The sequence below is a fragment of the Acidovorax sp. GW823-FHT02H02 genome (assembly GCF_058797075.1).
In genome coordinates, this window is the sequence record NZ_JBXAJH010000008.1 from 142,615 (window position 1) to 162,572 (window position 19,958).

Consider the following 19,958-nt stretch of genomic DNA (forward strand, 5'->3'; position numbering starts at 1 on the left):
GTACAGGCTCTGGATGGTGCGAAATGCGGCACCAGTCCCATCGTGCCAGGTGGCGTGGGCTGGTGCATCTCCCGGATTATCCGCCCGCGCCGGTGCTCCACTACCATGGCGGGCATGACCGCCGCTGCCACCCCACCCCTGCCGTCGCGCTTCTGGGCCGACCTCACCACCCGCGACTTCACCCGGCTGCACGCCAGCGGCCAGGCCCGCCAGGCCGTGGCCGTGCTGCCCGTGGCGGCCATCGAGCAGCATGGGCCGCACCTGCCGCTGTCGGTGGATGCCACCCTGCTGCAGGGCGTGATCGACGCCGCCCTGCCGCTGCTGCCTGCCGCGCTGCCCGTGCTTTTCCTGCCGCCGCAGGTGGTGGGCCTGAGCCCGGAGCACATCCGTTTTCCGGGCACGCTCACGCTCTCGCCCGCCACGGTGATCGCGCTGTGGACCGAGATCGGCGAATGCGTGGCGCGCGCCGGGGTGAAAAAGCTCCTGCTGTTCAACGGCCATGGCGGCCAGGTCAGCGTGATGGACATCGTGGCGCGCGAGCTGCGCACGCGCAGCAAGCTGCTGGTGTACAGCAGCAGCTGGTTCAGCCTGCCGCTGCCCGATGCCGTGGCGGGCCAGTTCAGCGCCCAGGAGCACCGCTTCGGCATCCATGCAGGCGAGATCGAGACCTCGATGATGCTGCACCTGGCGCCGGGCACGGTGCACATGGAGCACGCGCGCGATTTCCGGTCCACTTCGCAGGACCGGGCCGAGCGCTATGCCATCCTGGGCAACGGCAAAAGCGCCAAGCTGGGCTGGCAGATGCAGGACTACCACGCTGCCGGTGCCGTGGGCAACGCCGCCGCCGCCACGGCCGACAAGGGGCGGGCGGTGGTGGATGCCGCCGCGCAGCAGCTGGTGCGTCTGCTGCAGGAGCTGCACGACCTGCCGCTGGCCACCCTGGTGGACGGCCCGGGCGGGCTGGATGGGTAACGAATTCTTGCGTTTTTCGGGGTTGTAGCGCTTATGTGGTGGGCGCAAGCAGCGCTGTTTTGGATGGTGACGGACTACATCACCCGACCGAACCACCACAGCGACAGCCCTGCCGCCAGCACCGCCAGTGCGGCACCCACCAGCGCCAGCAGGGCCGAGATTTCGGTTTCGCGCTTTTCCACCGTGAGGCGCGAACTCAGGGTTTCATAGACCTTCTTCAGGTCGGCCGCCGTGGCGGCGTGGAAGTATTCGGCCTGGGTGCGCAAGGCCACCGCCTTGAGGGTTTCTTCATCCAGGCGCACGCGCATCGACCAGCCCTCGAAACCGATGGTCTCGCCCTGCAGCGTGCCCACGCCCACGGTGTACACGCGCACGCCCCGGTCGGCCGCCCACTGGGCGGCTTCGAGCGGGTCCACGCCCGTGGTGCGCTGGCCGTCGGTCAGCATGATGATGGCGGCCGAGTTGTAGGAGCCGGGCGCCACGGGCGTGAAGGTCTTGGCCGGGTCCTGCGTGGTCACCTCGTCGAGCGAGCGCGATCGCATGGCCTGGCCCCCGCCCAGGGCGGCGATGTCGATGCCCGCATCGGGGAACAGCGTGGCCAGCGCCACCATGATGCCGTTGCCCGTGGCGGTGCCGCGCTGCAGCTGAAAGCTGTCGATGGCCTTGACCAGGTCTTCATGGCTCTGGGTGGGCAGCTGCGCCAGCTGGGCGCTGCCCGCAAACGCCACGATGCCCACGCGCACATGGCGCGGCAGCTCGGCGATGAAGGCCTTGGCGGCGTCCTGCGCGGCGGTGATGCGGTCGGGCTGCACGTCGGTGGCGCGCATGCTGCCCGACACATCCATGGCCAGCATGATGGTCTGCTGCTCGGAGGGCAGCTTGATGACGGCCAGCGGCCGCGCCGCCGCCAGCAGCAGGGCCACCAGCGCCAGCAGCAAGAGCGCGGGCGGGATATGGCGGCGCAGGCGCTGGCCGGGGCCGAGCGCGGCGCGCACCAGGCCGAGGCTGGGGTAGTTCAGCGCTGCCTGCTTGCGCCGGTGCAGCAGCCAGGCATACAGCAGCACCAGCAGCGGCACTGCCAGCAGCAGCCAGAGCAGGTTGGGCCAGAGGAAAACCATGGTGGGAGCTTTCGGTGTCAGGGGTCAGCCAGCGGCATGCACGGCCGGCGGGCGGGGGGTGGGCTGGAAGGCGCGCAGCCGGGGCCCTGCACGGCGCTGGCGCAGGTCCATGAAGCGCAGCAGGGCGTCGATCAGGTCGTCATCGGTGCGCAGTTCCAGCGTGTCGGCGCCCGCGGCGGCCAGGCCCGCGCGCAGGGTGGCCTCGCGCTCGGCGGCCAGGCGGGCAAAGCGCTGGCGAAAGCCCTGGTCGTGTGTGTCGACCTGCAACTGCTCGCCGGTCTCGGCATCGCGCAGGAGCACCAGGCCGAGGTCGGGCAGCTCCAGCTCCAGCGGGTCGAACAGGCGCACGGCCACCACGTCGTGGCGCTGCGCGAGCTGGGCCAGCGGCTTGTCCCAGCCGGGCGCGCTGATGAAGTCCGACACCACGAACACGGTGGAGCGCCGGCGAATGGCGCCCAGGCCGGCCTGCAGCAGCACGCCCAGCTGGGTGCCGCCTGCGGGCTGGCCGGTGGCGGGCTGCAGCAGCTGGTGCATGAGCTGCAGCACCTGCGCGCGGCTGCTGCGCGGGGGCAGCACCGCATCCACCGCGCGCACGCCGTCGCGGCCGGTGCCATACAGCAGGGCACCCACGCGGTTGCCGTGGCGGGTGAGCAGGCGCGCCAGCACCGCCACAAAGCCGGTGAGGATGTCGCGCTTGGCGTGGCCCTGCGGGCCAAAGTGGATGGAAGGGCTCAGGTCCAGCAGAAACCAGGCCGACATTTCGCGGTCTTCGGTGAATACGCGCACATGGGGCGCGTCCAGGCGCGCCGTCACGTTCCAGTCGATGTGGCGCACATCGTCGTGGGGCTGGTATTCGCGCAGGTCGGCCAGGTCCAGGCCGCTGCCGCGCACCAGGGTGCGGTAGTCGCCCTGCAGCAGGCCGTCCAGCCGCCGGATCACCTTCCATTCCAGCGCGCGCAGCAGCCGGTCGGCCTGCCCCGGCAAGGGGTGCAGGGCCTGCACGGTGGCGGTTTCAGGCGGCTTTTTGTTCATGGTGCAAAGGCCTTGCGGGCGCCGGTATCTTGGCCATGATGCGGGCGATCAGCGCATCGGCGTCGAGCCCGTCCGACAGCGCCTCGTACGACAGCGACAGCCGGTGGCGCAGCACGTCGGCCGCCAGATCGGTCATGTCTTCGGGCAGCACGTAGGCGCGTCCGCGCAGCATGGCCAGGGCCTGGGCACCCTCGGCCAGGCAGATGGTGGCGCGCGGGCTGGCGCCGCAGGCGATGAAATGCGCCATGTCGCTGATGCCGTGCTGCGCGGGCGCCCGCGTGGCCGCCACCAGCTTCACCGCATACTGCAGCAGCGACGGGTCCACATACACGCTGCGGCATTCGGCCTGCAGCGCCGACAGTTGCGCCGTGGTGGCCACCGGCAGCACCTGCACGGGCGCATCGAGCGCGCGCTGGGCAATCACGAACTCTTCCTCCTCGGTGGGGTAGCCGAGCAGCACCTTCATCATGAAGCGGTCCACCTGGGCTTCTGGCAGGGCGTAGGTGCCTTCGGTCTCGATGGGGTTTTGCGTGGCCATCACCAGAAAGGGCTCGGGCACCCTGTGGGTCTCGCCGGCAATGGTCACCTGGCGCTCCTGCATCACCTCCAGCAGGGCGCTCTGCACCTTGGCGGGGGCGCGGTTGATCTCGTCGGCCAGCAGCAGGTGGGTGAACACCGGGCCCAGCGAGGTGCTGAATTCGCCCGTCTTCTGGTTGTACATGCGCGTACCCACCAGGTCGGCGGGCACCAGGTCGGGCGTGAACTGGATGCGCTTGAAGCTGCCCTGGATGGTGCGGGCCAGCGTCTTCACCGTGAGCGTCTTGGCCAGGCCGGGCACCCCTTCGACCAGCAGATGGCCCTGAGCGAGCATGGCCACCATCACGCGTTCCAGGAAGCGGTCCTGCCCGACCACCACGCGCTTGACCTCGTAGAGCACCTGCTCCATCAGGGTGGCGGTGGAGGCGTTGTTCGTTGCGGCTTCCATGGGTTTCCTTCCGTGTCAGTGATCAACGATGCTGCGACCCGTCACCCGCCCAGGCAACTGGCGCGGCCAAGGCGAGGGACACCGAGCAAGGGCCGCCCCGCAGCGAGGGTGTCGTCCCCCTGGAGGGGGAAGGCGCCGAAGGCGACTCAGGGGGCTTCATATCAGAACGGCGGCATGCCGATGGCGGCGGCTGCGTTTTCAATGGGCACGGCAAAGCCGATGCCAATGAAGGTGCGCGCCTTGGTGGGGTTGAGGATGGCGGTGACGATGCCCACCACCTCGCCGTCCATGGTGACCAGCGGGCCGCCCGAGTTGCCGGGGTTGGCGGCGGCGTCGAACTGGATCAGGTGGGTCAGCGGACCGTTGCCCTCGGGCGAGTCGAATTCCCGTTCCAGGCCCGACACCACGCCCGCCGACGCCGACGGCCCGATGCCGAACGGAAACCCGATGGCCACCACCTGGTCGCCCGCCCGCAGGTTCTGTGTGGAGCGCAGGGGCGCGGCGGCCAGGTCGTCGGGCAGCTTGTGGGCCTGCAGCACGGCCAGGTCGTTTTCGGGCTGGACGCCGGTGACGCTGGCGGTGGTTTCCAGTCCGTCGTGGAAGGTGACGGTGACGCGGCTGGCCCCCTGCACCACATGCAGGTTGGTGAGGATGATTCCCGAATCCACGATCACCACGCCGGTGCCCACGCCGCGCTCGATCTCGGCCTTGCCGTTCTTGCTGCGCGCATAGCCCGCCACGCGCACCACCGACGGCGCCACGGCCTCCACGGCCCCTGCGGCGGGCGAGGGCAGGGTGGTGTTTTCCAGGGTGCGCAGCACGGCGGCGTCGATGTCGCCCTGCGTGATGCGGCGGGGCACCGCGCCCGGGTGCAGCCACAGGCTGGCCAGCAGCAGCGCGGTGAGCACCACCACGGCCGCCCACAGGGCGCGCAGGCGGCGGTGCGCCGCGGTGGGGAGGGTTGTGGCGGTGAGCGCCGCGGTGGGTGGTGCCCCCGGTGGCGCCGGCGTGCTGGCGACCTCGGCCGCCGGTTCTGCCGGACGCCGTGGGGGGCGGGAACTGCTGTAGAGGGCGGGCCGGGGCATCCTGTCACCTTCTGGTTCCATGGCCATTTCAGGCGCCGGTGTCTTGCACGCGGTGTCCAGAAACAGCAATTCGCGCCAGGGCAACGGCGCAGGGAATTGACAGTAGCACGGATCGCCCATTTCCGCATCCGCTGGCGGACGGGCGGGTTGCCGGTTGGGGCATCATGGCGGCATGCCCTCCTGGATCGACACCCACTGCCACCTGGACGCCGCAGAGTTTGCCGCCGACCGCGACACCGTGCGCCAGCAGGCCGCCGCTGCGGGCGTGGCGCACTGCGTGATCCCGGCCGTGGAGCGCGCCAACTGGGATGCCGTGCGCCAGCTCGCGCACCGCCATGGCGACAGCTACGCCCTGGGTATTCACCCCCTTTACACAGCGCGGGCAGCCGAGGCCGATCTGGCGCTGCTGGACCAGGCGCTGCAGCAGCACCGCCACGACCCGCGCCTGGTGGCCATCGGCGAGATCGGGCTGGATTTTTTTGCCCAAGGCCTGGACACCGCGCGCCAGGAGCAGATTTACCGCGCGCAACTGCAGCTGGCGCGCCGCTGTGATCTGCCGGTGATCCTGCATGTGCGCCGCTCGGCCGACCAGCTGCTCAAGGGCCTGCGCGAAACGGCCGTGCCGGGCGGTATCGCCCACGCCTTCAACGGCAGCCTGCAGCAGGCGCAGGCGTTCATCGCGCTGGGGTTCAAGCTGGGTTTCGGCGGCGCGCTGACCTATGACCGCGCGCTGCAGCTGCGCCGGCTGGCGACCGAGCTGCCCGCATCGGCCCTGGTCCTGGAAACCGACGCGCCCGACATCCCGCCGCACTGGCTCTACACCCCGGCCGCGCAGCGGGCCGTCGGGCAACCGCAGGGGCGCAACGCGCCGGCCGAGCTGCCCCGCATCGCAGGGGTGATGGCAGGCCTGCGCGGCCAGTCGCTGGTGGATCTGGCGCGCAGCACCTCCGCCAATGCCTGTGCGGCGCTGCCACGCCTGGCAGGTTTGCTGCAGAAAATCTGATTTTTTTGGCCGCAAGCGAAATATGCACAAGCGCTGATGGCGATTGATTCCATAGTGCATGGGTGCATATCGGGTTTGCGGCCAGAATCGGGCCATGAAGGAAAACAAGGCGGCTCCCGGCCGCAGCACCGATCTGCCCCAACCGCGCCCGTCGCCCGGTGGCGAGCGGCTGACGGGCCTGGCGCCCGTGGTGTCCGAGGGCACGGTGGTGCTGGTGCTGGGCAGCTTTCCGGGCGCGGCCTCGCTGCGGGCCGGGCAGTACTATGCGCACCCGCAAAACCATTTCTGGCGCATCCTGCAGGCGCTCTGGCCGCAGCACCGGCTGCCCGACAGGGAGCACTACGACCAGCGCTGCAAATGGCTGCTGGCGCGGGGCCTCGGGCTGTGGGATGTGTACGCCAGCTGCGAGCGCGTCGGTAGCCTCGACACCCGCATCCGCAACGCGCAGGTGAATGACTTTGCCGCCCTGCGTGCGCGCTGCCCCCGGCTGGCGGCCATCGCCCACAATGGCGGGGAGAGCTTCCGGCACGCGCGCAGCACGGCGCAGCTGGGGGTGCCGGTGCACCGGCTGCCCTCCACCAGTCCGGCCAACGCCTCCTGGAGTTTTGAACGTAAATTGAACGCCTGGGCCGAACTGCTGGCCCGGCATGGATTGGTGTGAATGGCCCGCAAGAAAACAACCGATATCGAACTGCCCGAAGTGAGCGTCTCCGACGACGGCGAGGTGCGCCACCTGCACCTGGGAACCCCCTGGATCCAGGGCTCCATGCGCGTGGCCGAGCCGTTCGAGATTGAACTGCAATACGTGCAGCGCATGATGGCCTGGCTGCTGTTTGTCGAGCCTGCCAGCGTCACCAAGCGCCACGCCATGCAACTGGGGCTGGGGGCCGGGGCCATCACCAAGTTCTGCCACAAGAAGCTGCGCCTGTGCACCACGGCCATCGAGCTCAACCCCCAGGTGCTGGCGGTGTGCCGCCAGTGGTTCAAGCTGCCGCCCGACGGCCCCAAGCTGCGCGTGGTGCTGGCCGATGCGGCCGAGGAAATCCGCAACCCGATGTGGCAGGGCACCGTGGATGCCTTGGCCGTCGATCTGTATGACCACGAGGCCGCCGCGCCGGTGCTCGACAGCCCCGGTTTTTATGCCGACTGCCGCGCCCTGCTGACCGAGGACGGCTGCATGACCGTCAACCTGTTCGGCCGGGCGTCCAGCTTCGAGCGCAGCCTGCAAAGCATGGCCAGCGCCTTTGGCGAAGAGGCCCTGTGGGCCTTCAAGCCCACGCGCGAGGGCAACACCGTGGTGCTGGCCCAGCGTACGCCCAGCCGGCCCAAGCGCACCGAACTGGCCGCGCGGGCCGAGGCCATCCAGGCGCGCTGGGATCTGCCCTCGGCCAAGTGGATGCGCGTGTTCAAGCCCGTGGTGGGCTGATACGGTTTTGCCTTCAAACGTAAACGATAGTTGGTTCGCCTTGCCGTGCTGGAGCACTGCCTGCGGCTTCCCGCCTGGTTATCTGCTTGAATGCGAGACCGTATGAGGCGCAGAGCGCGCGTCGTGCCTCGCCACCGCGCAAACAACCACCCGGTGAAGATCTCCACTGCCTTCTGTCACGGCCAACCCCGAGGCGATTGCGCCGACGCCGCCACTGGCGTGATGGGTGATTTTGTCAGGGTAAACCCCGGTTTTTTGGGGCGCCGCAGGGCAGTGGGCGGTCATTGTGACGGGATGTAGGTGGAATCCACATCGGAGCCTGCCGACATTCCCCACACAATCGCAAGGTTGAGATTCCGCCAAGGAGACATTCGTGAAAATCAAGAGTCAAAAAGACTTTTTTGCCGGCCTCATGTTCATGGGCATCGGCGTGGCCTTCGCATGGGGTGCCACAACCTACAACGTGGGCAATGGCGCCCGCATGGGTCCGGGCTATTTTCCCCTGATGCTGGGGATTTTGCTGGCCATCATCGGTGCCGTCGTCACCTTCAAGGCCACCGTGGTGGAAACCGTGGACGGTGACAAGATCGGCAAATGGGCCTGGAAGCCGCTGTTCTTCATCCTGGCCGCCAACTTCGCCTTCGGCATCCTGCTGGGCGGCCTGCCCAGCATCGGTGTTCCGGCCATGGGCCTGATCGTTGGCATCTATGCGCTGACCTTCATCGCCAGCCTGGCAGGCAACGAGTTCAACGCAAAGGCAGTGTTCATTCTGGCCACCGTGCTGGCGGTGGGCAGTTATGTGGCATTCGTCTGGGCGCTCAAGCTGCAGTTCCCTGTGTGGCCGAGTTTCATTACAGGTTGAGCAGGAGCACCGACCATGGATTTGATTAACAACCTCTCGCTGGGTTTTGGCGTCGCCTTCACGTTCCAGAACCTGATTTACTGCTTTGTCGGCTGCCTGCTGGGCACGCTGATCGGCGTGCTGCCTGGTATCGGCCCGGTGGCCACCATCGCCATGCTGTTGCCCGCCACCTATGCGCTGCCGCCCGTGGCTGCGCTGATCATGCTGGCCGGTATCTACTACGGTGCCCAGTACGGCGGCTCCACCACTGCCATTCTGGTGAACCTGCCCGGTGAGTCGTCCTCGGTGGTGACCGTGATCGATGGCTACCAGATGGCGCGCAAGGGCCGAGCGGGGCCGGCGCTGGCGGCTGCCGGCCTGGGATCGTTCTTCGCGGGTTGCGTGGGCACGCTGATCCTGGCGGCCTTTGCGCCTCCGCTGACCGAAGTGGCCTTCAAGTTCGGCCCTGCCGAATACTTCTCGCTGATGACCCTGGGCCTGATCGGCGCCGTGGTGCTGGCCTCGGGCTCGCTGCTCAAGGCCGTGGCCATGATCGTGCTGGGCCTGCTGATGGGCCTGGTGGGTACCGACGTGAACTCGGGCGTCGCCCGCTTCAGCTTCGATATCCCTGAGCTGACCGACGGCATCGGTTTCGTGACCATCGCCATGGGTGTGTTTGGCTACGGCGAAATCATCGCCAACCTGTCGCGCCCTGATGAAGACCGCGAGGTCTTCACGGCCAAGGTCGAGGGCCTGTTCCCGACCAAGGAAGATTTCAAGCGCATGTTCCCCGCGGTGCTGCGCGGCACGGCCCTGGGTTCTGCCCTCGGCATCCTGCCCGGCGGCGGTGCGCTGCTGGCGGCTTTCGCGGCCTACACGGTCGAGAAGAAGACCAAGCTGCATCCGGGCGAAGTGCCGTTCGGCCAGGGCAACATCCGTGGCGTGGCATCGCCCGAGTCGGCCAACAATGCCGGTTCGCAGACCTCCTTCATTCCGCTGCTGACGCTGGGCATTCCGCCCAACGCCGTGATGGCGCTGATGGTGGGTGCCATGACCATCCACAACATCCAGCCCGGCCCGCAGGTGATGACCAGCAACCCCGAGCTGTTCTGGGGCCTGATCGCCTCGATGTGGATCGGCAACGCCATGCTGGTGATCCTGAACCTGCCGCTGATCGGCATCTGGATCAAGCTGCTCACCGTGCCGTACCGCTGGCTGTACCCGTCCATCGTGCTGTTCTGCGCGGTGGGTGTGTACTCCACCAACAACAACACGTTTGACGTATGGATGGTGGGTGCGTTCGGCCTGATCGGCTACATCTTCCACAAGCTGGGCACCGAACCCGCACCCCTGCTGCTCGGCTTCATCCTGGGCCCGATGATGGAAGAAAACCTGCGCCGCGCGCTGCTGCTCTCGCGCGGTGACTGGAGCGTGTTCGTCACGCGTCCACTGTCGGCCGGTCTGCTGGCGGCTGCTGCCCTGCTGCTCATCATCGTGCTGCTGCCTGCGGTGAAGAACAAGCGCGAAGAAGCCTTCGTCGAAGACTGACACTGCGCCCGGGGCCCGCTGTGCGGGACCCGGCATCAAGAACAACGGCACCTTCGGGTGCCGTTGTTTTTTGGGGCGGCGGTGCCGCGAGAAACCTGCAGGTCCGGTACACAATGGTGCACCGAGGACCGCATGCCACCATCCAATCACCCCATGCAGCACCCGCACCGGGTCATGCTGCACAACGAGATCCACGCCCGTCCGCCCGAGGCCCTGGCGGCGCCGCTGGCCATTGCCCACATCGTCATGCTGGCCGACGCCGCCGGCCGCGAAGCCAGCCGCGCGCATGTGGCAGCGCTGCTGCGCGACCACCACATGGCGCTGCCCGACGCGCAGACCACGCACCTGCGCATGGATTTCGGCGCGTTCCGCATCCGCTGGGAACTGCACACCGAATTCGTTTCCTGGACCTTCATGGTGCCCACGCCTACCGAGGCCTTTGGCGAGCGCGAGCCCGCCAGCGCCATCGATGCGGTGCCGCACGAATGGCTGGCCGCCCTGCCGGGGCAGTGCCTGTGCAGCCTGAACCTGTGGGTGTTGCCCACGCACCAGTTTGGCTCGGGCTCGCTGGTCAAGCATGTGTTGCACGAGGACACGCTGGTGGCCTCCACCGTGGCCGATGGCCATGGCGAGCTGTACACCGACTTTGCCATCCACGCCGATGGTTTTTCGCGCATGGTGCTGCTGGCCGGCGGCATGACGCCGCGCCGCCTGGGCCGCCTGGTGCAGCGCCTGCTGGAAATCGAGACCTACCGCATGGCCGCCCTGCTGGGCCTGCCCGCCGCGCGCGAGGCCGCCACGGTGCTGGCCTTTGCCGAGCGCGAGCTGGCCGCGCTGGCCGATGCCATCCGCACTGCCAACCGCGATGCCGAACCCGCGCTGCTCGATCGCCTGACCCGGCTGGCCGGGCAGGTCGAGAGCCAGTACGCCGCCACGCATTCGCGCTTTTCGGCCAGCAGCGCCTATTTTGAACTGCTGGACCGCCGCATCCAGGATATCGCCGAATCGCGCCTGGCGGGCATGCAGACCATCCGCGAGTTCATGGACCGCCGGCTCACGCCCGCGCGCAGCACCTGCGAATGGGCCACGCGGCGCCAGGATGCGCTGTCGCAGCGCGTCTCGCGCATGAGCAACCTGCTGCGCACGCGCGTGGAGATCGAGCAGCAGCAAAGCAGCCAGGCCCTGCTGGCCACCATGAACCAGCGCCAGGACCTGCAGCTGAAACTGCAGTCCACGGTGGAAGGCCTGTCGGTGGCGGCCATCACCTACTACATCGTCGGCCTGGTGAGCTACCTGGCCAAGGGTGCGCAAAAACTGGGCTGGCCCCTGTCGCCCGAGACCACGGCGGCCGTGGCCATTCCGTTGGTGGCGCTGGGCGTGTGGTGGTCGCTGCGCCGCATGCACCACCGGATGTTCCGCGCGCACTGACAATCCGGCACCCGCCTGCTGCGGGCCGCAGGCATGCGGCCGATAATCGCCGCATGCCTTTCAGCTACACCTCCCCCTATTCCAGCACCCGCTTGCCGGTGTTCGCGCGCAACCTCTGTTCCACCTCGCACCCGCTGGCCGCGCAGGCCGGCCTGCGCATGCTGCAGCAGGGTGGCAATGCGGTCGATGCGGCGGTGGCTGCGGCGGCGGCCATGGCGGTGTGCGAGCCTGTCAGCAATGGCCTGGGCAGCGACGCGTTCTGCATCCTGTGGGACGGGCAGGCGCTGCACGGCCTCAACGCCTCGGGCCGGGCGCCGCAGGCGTGGACGCCGGAGTATTTCCATCGCCGCTACGGCACGGGGGCGGCCACGCCGCCCCGGCGCGGCATCGATTCGGTCACGGTACCCGGCGCCGTGAGTGCCTGGGTGGCGCTGTCGGAGCGCTTTGGCAAGCTGCCCTTTGCCGACCTCATGGCGCCTGCCATCGAGATCGCCGAGCGCGGCTACCTGGTGCCCGTGGTGGTGCAGCAAAAATGGGCCGCCGCCGTGCCCGAGCTGCAGTCGCAACCCGGCTTTGCGCAGAGCTTCATGCCCTGGGGCCGTGCGCCGCAGGTGGGTGAACTGTTCCGGTTTCCGGCTGCGGCCCGTGCCTTGCGCGCCATCGGCGCCACGCGGGGCGAGGCCTTCTACACCGGCGAGATCGCCCAGGCCATGGCCGCCTTTGCGCAGGCCCAGGGCGGCAGCCTCGGTCTGGCGGACCTGGCGGCGCACCGCCCCGAGTGGGTGGCGCCCATCGCCCGCAACTACCGCGGCTACACGCTGCACGAGATTCCGCCCAGCGGCCAGGGCATCGCGGCGCTGATCGCGCTGGGCATCCTGGAGCAGTTCGACCTGGCCGGCCTGCCGGTGGACGGGCCCGAGGCCCAGCACCTGCAGATCGAGGCCGTCAAGCTGGCGTTTGCCGATGTGTACCGCTACGTGGCCGAGCCTTCATGGATGGAGGTGACCCCCGCGCAAATGCTCGATGACAGCTACCTCGCTTCCCGTGCCAGACTCATCCGCATGAACCAGGCGCAGGATTTCGGAGCGGGCAACCCGGTCAGGGGCGGCACCATCTACCTCACGGCCGCCGATGAGAGCGGCATGATGGTGAGCTTCATCCAGAGCAACTACCAGGGCTTTGGCTCGGGCTGCGTGGAGCCCAACTTCGGCATCAGCCTGCAGAACCGGGGCTTTGGTTTCAGCACCGATCCGGCGGGTGCCAACCGAGCCAACCTGGTGGCACCGGGCAAGCGCCCCTTCCACACCATCATCCCGGCCTTCCTCACGCGGGACGGCCAGCCTGTGATGAGCTTTGGCGTCATGGGCGCCAACATGCAGCCCCAGGGCCACCTGCAGACGCTGGTGCGCATGATCGATCACGGCCAGAACCCGCAGATGGCCTGCGACGCGCCGCGCTGGCGCTTCAATGCGGGCTTGTCGATCAACGTCGAGGCGTCGATGCCGGCTGCCACGGTGCAGGGCCTGCAGGCGCGGGGGCACCGCACCGAGGTGCTGCAGGATTCCTACCAGGACTTTGGCGCCGGCCAGTTCATCTGGCGCATGGGCGACCCCCAGGTGCATGGCTATCTGGCGGCCAGCGATGCGCGCCGCGATGGCCTGGCTGCCGGTTTCTGAACGCGTGGGTGAGAGTTCTAATTAAAAAAGTGCCTGTGGCCCCACACCAGAAAGCGCAAGCAGCCAGAAAAAACGTAGCATCCGGCCTCTTGCTGGCACTGTTTGGTGCCATCGCTTTCAGCGGCAAGGCCATCATCGTCAAGCTGGCCTACCGCCACGGGGTCGATGCGGTCACGCTCATCATGTACCGCATGCTGTTCGCGCTGCCCATCTTCGCCGTGATGGCCTGGTGGGCCAGCCGGGGCAAGCCGCCTTTGTTGCGCCGCGACTGGCTGGGCGTGGCGGGCCTCGGTGTCACGGGCTACTACCTGGCCAGCTTTCTCGACTTTGCCGGGCTGGCGTACATCAGCGCCAGCCTGGAGCGGCTCATCCTGTACCTCAACCCCACGCTGGTGATGCTGCTGGGCTGGCTGCTGTATGGCCGCCGCATCCACTGGGGCCAGGCGCTGGGCATGGCCATCAGCTACAGCGGCGTGGTGCTGGTGTTTGGCCTGGAGGCGCAATTGCAGGGCACCGATGCGGCCTGGGGCGCGCTGCTGGTGTTTCTGAGCGCCGTGAGCTACGCCATCTACCTCGTGTACAGCGGCGAGATGGTGCAGCGCATCGGCGCGCTGCGGCTGGTGGGCCTGGCCACCACGGTGGCCTGCCTGTGCTGCCTGCTGCAGTTCGTGCTGCTGCGGCCGCTGAGCGCGGCCGCGGTGGCGCCCGAGGTGGTCTGGCTGTCGGTGCTCAATGCCACGCTGTGCACGGCGGCGCCGGTGCTGATGGTGATGATGGCCGTCGAGCGCATCGGCGCCGGCATGACCGCGCAGACCGGCATGGTCGGCCCGCTGTCCACCATCCTCATGGGGGTGTGGATTCTGGGCGAGCCCTTCACGCTGTGGGTGGCCATGGGCACCGCGCTGGTGATGGCGGGCATCTTCGTGTTCACGCGCATGTCGCGCCGGTAGGCGCACCGGACCACCAGGGCAAGGCGGGCGGCCACCGACCGGGCTGCCAGGCCCCCTTTATGATTTGAAACGGCTGCGTGTTGCGGCCAAACATCGGGAGTTTTTATGGATCTGGGTATCGCGGGCAAATGGGCGCTGGTGTGCGGCGCCAGCAAGGGGCTGGGGTTTGGCTGCGCGCAGGCGCTGGTGCGCGAAGGGGTGAACGTGGTCATCAACGCGCGCAACGCCGATGCACTGCAGCGGGCGGCCGTCAAATTAACCACTGCTGGCGCAGATACGGCAGGCGCCCAGCCTGTTGTGCTGGCGGTGGCCGCCGACATCACCACCCACGAGGGGCGTGCCGCCGTGTTGGCGGTGCCCGGCGGACCGGGGCGCGACTTCGATATCGTGGTGACCAACGCGGGCGGCCCGCCCACGGGGGATTTCCGCGATTGGGACCGCGACGCCTGGATCAAGGCGGTGGACGCCAACATGCTCACGCCCATCGAACTCATCAAGGCCACGGTGGATGGCATGGCCGCGCGGGGCTTCGGCCGCATCGTCAACATCACTTCCAGCGCGGTGAAGGCGCCGATCGACATCCTGGGCCTGTCCAATGGCGCACGCAGCGGGCTCACCGGCTTTGTGGCCGGCGCCGCGCGCAGCAAGCTGGCCGCGCAGGGCGTGACCCTGAACAACCTGCTGCCCGGCAAGTTCGACACCGACCGCCTCGCCACCACCCTGGGCGCGGCAGCCACCAAGACCGGCAAGAGCCTGGACGACGTGCGGGGTGCCCAGCAGGCGCAGATTCCGGCCGGCCGCTTTGGTTCGCCCGAAGAGTTCGGTGCCATCTGCGCATTCTTGTGCAGCGTGCATGCCGGCTACATCACGGGCCAGAACCTGCTGGCCGACGGCGGCGCCTACCCGGGCGTGTTCTGAACGATTGAGCGGCGGGCCGGGGGCGCCGCGCGGCCAGTGGGTGCTGGTGTTCGGTTGTATGCCGCAACATCTTGTTGCAAATCTGTGCATTCCCATGGCCCAGCGGCTCAGGGAAACTGGTCTCCAACCCCTGGAGACTTTTCCGCCATGAACGCCCCCGCCCCCATCTCCACCCTGTACCTCAGTGCCCCCGCGATGGCCGAGCTGATTGGCCGCAAGGGCGTGGGCCACTGCATTGCCGCGATCGCGGCCTGCATCCACGAAGATTTCCTGCGCTGGCCGCAGTTCGAGAAATCGGCGCGCGTGGCCAACCATTCGCCCGACGGCGTGATCGAGCTCATGCCCATTTCGGACGCCACCACCTACACCTTCAAATACGTCAACGGCCACCCGCGCAACACGCGGCTGGGCCTGCCCACCGTGATGGCCTTTGGCGTGCTGGCCGATGTGGCCACGGGTGTGCCGCAATTGCTCAGTGAACTTACCTACACCACGGCCCTGCGCACCGCCGCCATGTCGGCCGTGGCCGCACGCGCCCTGGCGCGGCCGGACAGCCGGGTGATGGCCATCGTCGGCAACGGGGCGCAGAGCGAGTTCCAGGCCCTGGCGTTCCAGCACCTGCTGGGCATCACCACGCTGCGTCTGTTCGATACCGACCCGGCCGCCACCGCCAAGCTGGTGGCTAACCTCGACGGCACGGGCCTGCAGTGGACGGCTTGCACCAGCGTGGCCGAGGCCGTGCGCGGCGCCGACATCGTGACCACCCTCACCGCCGACAAGGCCCGCGCCACCATCGTCACGCCCGCCATGGTGGAGCCTGGCATGCACCTCAACGCCGTGGGCGGCGACAGTCCTGGCAAGACCGAGCTGCATGCCGACCTGTTGCGCCAGGCGAGCGTGTTTGTCGAATACGCCCCGCAAACGCGCGTGGAGGGCGATATCCAGCAACTGCCGGCCGACTTTGGCGTGACCGAGCTGTGGCAGGTGCTGGCCGGCCACCAACCCGGGCGCACCCATGCCGCGCAGGTCACCGTGTTCGATTCGGTCGGCTTTGCCCTGGAGGATTTTTCCGCCCTGCGCTACATGCGCGATGCCGCCATCGAACTGGGCCTGGGCGAGCGCATGGCGCTGATCCCCGCGCTGGCCGACCCCAAGAACCTGTTTGGCGCGCTGCACCAGCCTGCGGCCACCGCCAGCCAGCGCGTAACCGGGCCGGGCGCGGTGGCCTGATTGCGCATGCCGGGAAAGTGCCGGAATGCTCTATTTTTTAAGAGCTTCTGGCGCTTGATTGGCAAGCGCTGGCGCCAGTTTTCAGCGCCGCGACGAGACCACGATGCCACCCACGATCAGCGCAAACGCCGCAGCGTGGTAGGCGCTGGGTGCCTCGCCCAGAAAGGCCGCCGACAGCAGGGCAGCGAACAGCGGCGTCAGGTTGGAAAAGAAGCCCGCCACCGCAGGCCCCGCCCGCTGCACCCCGATGCCCCAGCTGCGGTAGGCCAGCAGGGCCGGTCCCAGGGCGATGAACAGCAGCGCCGCCGCCAGCGGCCAGCCCCAGTCGATGTGGGTGCGTCCCGTGGCCCACTCGGCGCTGGCCAAGGCGCCCGACCAGGCCAGGCCAAACACCATCTGCCCGGTCAGGAAGGCCGCCCAGTCATCGCGCAGGCTGGCGGGTTCGCGGGTGCGCACCAGCATCCAGCTGTAGAACGACCACGCAATGGTGGCCAGCAGCATGAACAGATCGCCCGGCACCAGGCGCAGCGCCAGCAGCTGGCCCCACTCGCCCCGGCTGAGCACGGTGAGCACGCCCGCCATGGACAGGGATGCGCCGGCCAGCTGTCGGCGGGTGACGGCCGCGCCAAAAAACAGCGCGCCCACCGCCAGCATCCACACCGGCATGCTGGAGCCCACCAGCGTCACGTTGATGGGCGTGGAGGTCTGCAGCGCCAGGTATTGCAGTGCGTTGTACAGGCCCACGCCCAGCAGGCCCAGCACGGCAAAGCGTCGCCAGTGCGGCCACAGCGGGCTGCTCTTGCGCAGCACGCGGTGGGTGAGCGGCAGCAGCAGCGCCAGGGCCAGCACCCAGCGCAGAAAATTGAGGGTGATGGGCGGCACCAGGTCATGCACCAGGCGGCCCACCACGGCATTGCCGGCCCACAGCAGCGGCGCCGTCACCAGCAGCGCCACCGTGCCGGGCGTCAGTCTTTGAGTCATGGGCTGCACTGTAGCGGCGCATTGCCAGCAAGGCTTGCAGATTCATGGCAGGATGGCCACCGTTTGTTCCACCCGTCACACCCGTTATTCAGGAGCGTTTTGTCATGAGCCTTGCCGTCCAGATCCGCCAGCATGGTGGCCCCGAAGAACTTCACCTGGTGGACGTGGCCGTGGGTGAGCCCGGTCCGGGCGAGATCCGCATCCGCCACCACGCCATCGGCCTGAACTTCATCGACGTGTACCACCGCACGGGGCTGTATCCGCTCAGCATGCCCGCCACCATCGGCATGGAGGCGGCCGGTGTGGTCGAGGCCGTGGGTGAGGGTGTCATGCACCTCCAGGTGGGCGACCGCGCCGCCTATGCCAGCCAGCCGCCCGGCAGCTACTGCGAGGTGCGCGTGATGCCCGCCAAGTGCGTGTGCAAGCTGCCCGACGCCATCAGTTTCGAGACCGGCGCCGCCATGATGCTCAAGGGCCTCACGGCCCAGTACCTGCTGAAGAAAACGCGGCCCGTGGAGGGCCTGCAGCCTGGCGACCATGTGCTGTTCCATGCCGCCGCCGGCGGCGTGGGCCTGATCGCCTGCCAGTGGGCCAAGGTCCTGGGCCTGCAGCTCATCGCCACGGCCGGCACCGATGCCAAGTGCCAGCTGGCGCTGGCCAACGGCGCGGCCCATGCCATCAACTACGCCACCGAAGACTTTGCCGCGCGCGTGAAGGAGATCACCGGTGGCAAGGGCGTGAAGGTGGTGTACGACTCGGTGGGCAAGGACACCTGGGACAAATCCCTCGATTGCCTGCGCCCGTTCGGCCTGATGGCCAGCTTCGGCAACGCCTCGGGCCCCGTGGCGCCGTTTGCTCCGGGCGCGCTGGGCGCCAAGGGCTCGCTCTACGTCACACGCCAGACGCTGTTCAGCCACATCGCCACGCGCGAAAGCACGCAGGCCATGGCCGACGACCTGTTCGCCGTGGTGGCCAGCGGCCAGGTGAAGATCCACATCGACCAGCGTTACCCGCTGGCCGAGGTGCAGCAAGCGCACCGCGACCTGGAGGCACGCAAGACCACCGGCTCGACCATCCTCACGCTGTGACGCGGGCCCCGGCAGCATCTGCCGCCGGTTGGCTGGCCGAGGCCCGCACGGCCGCCCGCCAGCCGCCCGCGCAGGAGCGCCTGCCGCTGTGGGTGGCGGGGCAGGCCGTGGGCTCGGTGGCGGCGGGTTTCTTGGATGAAATCGAAATGCAGCGCTTGTCGGATAAGCGCTATCAGATACTGATTCAGGAGCAATCGGGGGTGCCGGTGTGGCACCTGGACGTGGCGCCCGACGCGGCCACGTCCGCGCTCAACCTGCTGGCGCAGGCCCTGCACGCCCAGGGCCGCTGCGGCCCCTGGCGCAACGAGCAGCTGGCCGTGTGCAACGCCCGGGGCGAGCGGCTGGGCACCGTGGAGCGCGGCGCCGTGCGCGTGCTGGGCATCGCCACGCGGGCCGTGCACCTGGTGGGACTGGCGCCCGATGGCCGCATGTGGGTGCAGCAGCGCGCGCGCACCAAGCCCAACAACCCGGGCATGTGGGACACGCTGATGGGCGGCATGGTCTCTGCCGACGACACGCTGGACCAGGCGCTGGCGCGCGAGACCTGGGAAGAAGCGGGTCTTGTGCTGCCCGCATTGCAGGCCGTGGGGCAGGGTGTGACGTGGGGCGGGCAGGTCGATTTCAGCCGGCCCAGCCGCGAGGGCGGTGGCGTGGGCTACATGGTCGAGCGCATCGACTGGTTTCGCTGCACCGTGCCCGAAGGCCTGGCACCCCGCAACCAGGATGGCGAGGTGGAGCGGTTCGAGCTGTGGCGCCCCGAGCAGGTGCGCGAGCGCATCGCGGCTGGCGATTTCACGCTGGAGGCCGCGCTGGTGCTGGGCGCCTGCTTCGGGTGGTGAGCCGAATCTGAATCAGGCGTGCGTCACCCAGTCGGCGTGCTCGCGCCCGTTCAGGTGCGGCAGGGTGTTGAAGGTCTGCAGCATCAGCCGCTTGGGCGACACGCTGAACTCCGTCACGGCGCTGTTGCGGATGCGCATGTTCAGCGCAATGGTCACCTCGGGTGCCGTGCCCAGCACCTCGCCCACCGCGGCCGCAATGGGGCCGCCACTGCTGACCAGCAGCACGTTGTGCCCAGCATGCTGGTGGCGCACATGGTCGAGCGCGGCGCGCACGCCGCCCGCAAACGCGTCCCAGCTGGGCATGCCCTGCGGGCTGATGACGCCGGCCATCCACTGTGCCAGCGCGTCGCACAGCAGGCGGAAATGCTGGCGGTACAACTCGGGCGTGTCGGGTTTGGGCAAGGGCTGGGGGTGGATGGCGCGGATGAGCGCCAGGCTGTCGTATTCGTTCAGGCCGGGCAGCTGCAGTGGCTCGGGGCGGACCTGCAGGCCCTCGGCAATGCCTTCGAGGGTTTGCGTGTGGCGCCGCAGCGTACCGGTGAGGATGGCGTCAAACGCCTGGCCCTGCGCGCGCCAGTGCTCGCCCAGCCGTACCGCCTGCTCGCGGCCCCGTGGGCTGAGCTGGTCGTAATCGTCGGCACCAAACGAGGCCTGGCCGTGGCGCACGAGGTAAAGGGTTCCCATGGCGCAGATTGTGGCTTTCGGGGGGCTGCGCCTTTGTCACTGGCGCGACCGCTGCTATGGAACCGCGAGCGACCTCACGCACCGGCTTTGGGCAATGGGCGCCCCCATTGCTGCCGCACAAGTTTTGATGAATGAAACTTTATTTGAGTGCTTT

General features: G+C 68.4%; 19 protein-coding genes. 13 read left to right on the forward strand and 6 right to left on the reverse strand.

The features are described 5' to 3' along the window. Positions 1 to 114: 114 nt before the first annotated feature. Entirely contained in the window at positions 115 to 972 is an 858-nt protein-coding gene (locus AC1RDS_RS10845) for a creatininase family protein (protein WP_492226993.1), read from the forward strand. Between the two features lie 74 nt (positions 973 to 1,046). Here the strand turns inward: AC1RDS_RS10845 and AC1RDS_RS10850 are convergent, their stop codons facing one another. From AC1RDS_RS10850 to AC1RDS_RS10865, 4 genes are all read right to left on the reverse strand, one after another. After that, positions 1,047 to 2,090: a VWA domain-containing protein gene (locus AC1RDS_RS10850; protein ID WP_092698084.1), complete on the reverse strand. Its 1,044-nt coding sequence runs from the start codon at positions 2,088 to 2,090 to the stop codon at positions 1,047 to 1,049. Between the two features lie 24 nt (positions 2,091 to 2,114). Then, on the reverse strand, positions 2,115 to 3,122 hold the full coding sequence (locus AC1RDS_RS10855; protein ID WP_026435273.1) for a DUF58 domain-containing protein: 1,008 nt from the start codon (positions 3,120 to 3,122) through the stop codon (positions 2,115 to 2,117). After that, a complete protein-coding gene (locus tag AC1RDS_RS10860) occupies positions 3,103 to 4,107 on the reverse strand; it encodes an AAA family ATPase (protein WP_026435272.1) in 1,005 nt (334 codons plus the stop codon). The genes AC1RDS_RS10855 and AC1RDS_RS10860 overlap by 20 nt, the downstream gene beginning before the upstream one ends. Before the next feature lie 161 nt (positions 4,108 to 4,268). Next, on the reverse strand, positions 4,269 to 5,192 hold the full coding sequence (locus AC1RDS_RS10865) for a S1C family serine protease (protein WP_026435271.1): 924 nt from the start codon (positions 5,190 to 5,192) through the stop codon (positions 4,269 to 4,271). 172 nt (positions 5,193 to 5,364) lie between these two features. On the opposite strand from AC1RDS_RS10865, the gene AC1RDS_RS10870 reads away from it, so the two are divergent. The 10 genes from AC1RDS_RS10870 to ocd all read left to right on the forward strand — a co-directional run bounded on the left by AC1RDS_RS10870 (position 5,365) and on the right by ocd (position 16,212). Further along, positions 5,365 to 6,195 carry a TatD family hydrolase gene (locus tag AC1RDS_RS10870; RefSeq protein WP_026435270.1) on the forward strand — a complete coding sequence of 277 codons (831 nt, stop codon included), beginning with the start codon at positions 5,365 to 5,367 and terminating at the stop codon, positions 6,193 to 6,195. Between the two features lie 94 nt (positions 6,196 to 6,289). Further along, positions 6,290 to 6,856, forward strand: a complete 567-nt coding sequence (locus AC1RDS_RS10875) for a DNA-deoxyinosine glycosylase (RefSeq protein WP_081679595.1) — start codon at positions 6,290 to 6,292, stop codon at positions 6,854 to 6,856. Then, complete coding sequence (locus AC1RDS_RS10880) at positions 6,857 to 7,621, forward strand: class I SAM-dependent methyltransferase (protein ID WP_026435268.1); 765 nt, start codon at positions 6,857 to 6,859, stop codon at positions 7,619 to 7,621. Positions 7,622 to 7,994: 373 nt separating this feature from the next. Then, complete coding sequence (locus AC1RDS_RS10885) at positions 7,995 to 8,483, forward strand: tripartite tricarboxylate transporter TctB family protein (protein WP_026435267.1); 489 nt, start codon at positions 7,995 to 7,997, stop codon at positions 8,481 to 8,483. Positions 8,484 to 8,498: 15 nt separating this feature from the next. Continuing rightward, complete coding sequence (locus tag AC1RDS_RS10890; protein ID WP_026435266.1) at positions 8,499 to 10,010, forward strand: tripartite tricarboxylate transporter permease; 1,512 nt, start codon at positions 8,499 to 8,501, stop codon at positions 10,008 to 10,010. Positions 10,011 to 10,142: 132 nt separating this feature from the next. Then, positions 10,143 to 11,438, forward strand: coding sequence for a DUF3422 family protein (locus tag AC1RDS_RS10895; protein WP_492226994.1), 1,296 nt, complete (start codon positions 10,143 to 10,145; stop codon positions 11,436 to 11,438). 53 nt (positions 11,439 to 11,491) lie between these two features. Next, positions 11,492 to 13,114, forward strand: coding sequence for a gamma-glutamyltransferase family protein (locus AC1RDS_RS10900; RefSeq protein WP_092698080.1), 1,623 nt, complete (start codon positions 11,492 to 11,494; stop codon positions 13,112 to 13,114). A 35-nt stretch (positions 13,115 to 13,149) separates the two neighbouring features. Further along, positions 13,150 to 14,064, forward strand: coding sequence for a DMT family transporter (locus AC1RDS_RS10905; RefSeq protein WP_092698120.1), 915 nt, complete (start codon positions 13,150 to 13,152; stop codon positions 14,062 to 14,064). A gap of 105 nt (positions 14,065 to 14,169) precedes the next feature. Continuing rightward, a complete protein-coding gene (locus AC1RDS_RS10910; RefSeq protein WP_348683495.1) occupies positions 14,170 to 14,982 on the forward strand; it encodes an SDR family oxidoreductase in 813 nt (270 codons plus the stop codon). A gap of 147 nt (positions 14,983 to 15,129) precedes the next feature. Next, positions 15,130 to 16,212 (forward strand): ornithine cyclodeaminase, encoded by a 1,083-nt coding sequence (gene ocd / locus AC1RDS_RS10915; RefSeq protein WP_348683494.1) that lies wholly within the window; start codon positions 15,130 to 15,132, stop codon positions 16,210 to 16,212. 81 nt (positions 16,213 to 16,293) lie between these two features. Here ocd and AC1RDS_RS10920 read toward each other — a convergent pair whose 3' ends face one another. Continuing rightward, positions 16,294 to 17,193 (reverse strand): DMT family transporter, encoded by a 900-nt coding sequence (locus AC1RDS_RS10920; RefSeq protein ID WP_026435260.1) that lies wholly within the window; start codon positions 17,191 to 17,193, stop codon positions 16,294 to 16,296. Positions 17,194 to 17,297: 104 nt separating this feature from the next. On the opposite strand from AC1RDS_RS10920, the gene AC1RDS_RS10925 reads away from it, so the two are divergent. Further along, on the forward strand, positions 17,298 to 18,281 hold the full coding sequence (locus AC1RDS_RS10925; protein WP_026435259.1) for a quinone oxidoreductase family protein: 984 nt from the start codon (positions 17,298 to 17,300) through the stop codon (positions 18,279 to 18,281). Then, complete coding sequence (locus AC1RDS_RS10930; RefSeq protein ID WP_026435258.1) at positions 18,278 to 19,120, forward strand: NUDIX hydrolase; 843 nt, start codon at positions 18,278 to 18,280, stop codon at positions 19,118 to 19,120. The genes AC1RDS_RS10925 and AC1RDS_RS10930 overlap by 4 nt, the downstream gene beginning before the upstream one ends. 12 nt (positions 19,121 to 19,132) lie before the next feature. Here AC1RDS_RS10930 and AC1RDS_RS10935 read toward each other — a convergent pair whose 3' ends face one another. Then, positions 19,133 to 19,804 (reverse strand): histidine phosphatase family protein, encoded by a 672-nt coding sequence (locus AC1RDS_RS10935; protein ID WP_026435257.1) that lies wholly within the window; start codon positions 19,802 to 19,804, stop codon positions 19,133 to 19,135. Between the last annotated feature and the right edge of the window lie 154 nt (positions 19,805 to 19,958).

Bases quoted from the DNA above. Each gene is read 5' to 3' on its own strand.
- AC1RDS_RS10845 (WP_492226993.1), top strand. From the start codon at position 115: ATGACCGCCGCTGCCACCCCACCCCTGCCGTCGCGCTTCTGGGCCGAC.
- AC1RDS_RS10850 (WP_092698084.1), bottom strand. From the start codon at position 2,090: ATGGTTTTCCTCTGGCCCAACCTGCTCTGGCTGCTGCTGGCAGTGCCG.
- AC1RDS_RS10855 (WP_026435273.1), bottom strand. From the start codon at position 3,122: ATGAACAAAAAGCCGCCTGAAACCGCCACCGTGCAGGCCCTGCACCCC.
- AC1RDS_RS10860 (WP_026435272.1), bottom strand. From the start codon at position 4,107: ATGGAAGCCGCAACGAACAACGCCTCCACCGCCACCCTGATGGAGCAG.
- AC1RDS_RS10865 (WP_026435271.1), bottom strand. From the start codon at position 5,192: ATGCCCCGGCCCGCCCTCTACAGCAGTTCCCGCCCCCCACGGCGTCCG.
- AC1RDS_RS10870 (WP_026435270.1), top strand. From the start codon at position 5,365: ATGCCCTCCTGGATCGACACCCACTGCCACCTGGACGCCGCAGAGTTT.
- AC1RDS_RS10875 (WP_081679595.1), top strand. From the start codon at position 6,290: ATGAAGGAAAACAAGGCGGCTCCCGGCCGCAGCACCGATCTGCCCCAA.
- AC1RDS_RS10880 (WP_026435268.1), top strand. From the start codon at position 6,857: ATGGCCCGCAAGAAAACAACCGATATCGAACTGCCCGAAGTGAGCGTC.
- AC1RDS_RS10890 (WP_026435266.1), top strand. From the start codon at position 8,499: ATGGATTTGATTAACAACCTCTCGCTGGGTTTTGGCGTCGCCTTCACG.
- AC1RDS_RS10895 (WP_492226994.1), top strand. From the start codon at position 10,143: ATGCCACCATCCAATCACCCCATGCAGCACCCGCACCGGGTCATGCTG.
- AC1RDS_RS10900 (WP_092698080.1), top strand. From the start codon at position 11,492: ATGCCTTTCAGCTACACCTCCCCCTATTCCAGCACCCGCTTGCCGGTG.
- AC1RDS_RS10910 (WP_348683495.1), top strand. From the start codon at position 14,170: ATGGATCTGGGTATCGCGGGCAAATGGGCGCTGGTGTGCGGCGCCAGC.
- ocd (WP_348683494.1), top strand. From the start codon at position 15,130: ATGAACGCCCCCGCCCCCATCTCCACCCTGTACCTCAGTGCCCCCGCG.
- AC1RDS_RS10920 (WP_026435260.1), bottom strand. From the start codon at position 17,193: ATGACTCAAAGACTGACGCCCGGCACGGTGGCGCTGCTGGTGACGGCG.
- AC1RDS_RS10925 (WP_026435259.1), top strand. From the start codon at position 17,298: ATGAGCCTTGCCGTCCAGATCCGCCAGCATGGTGGCCCCGAAGAACTT.
- AC1RDS_RS10935 (WP_026435257.1), bottom strand. From the start codon at position 19,804: ATGGGAACCCTTTACCTCGTGCGCCACGGCCAGGCCTCGTTTGGTGCC.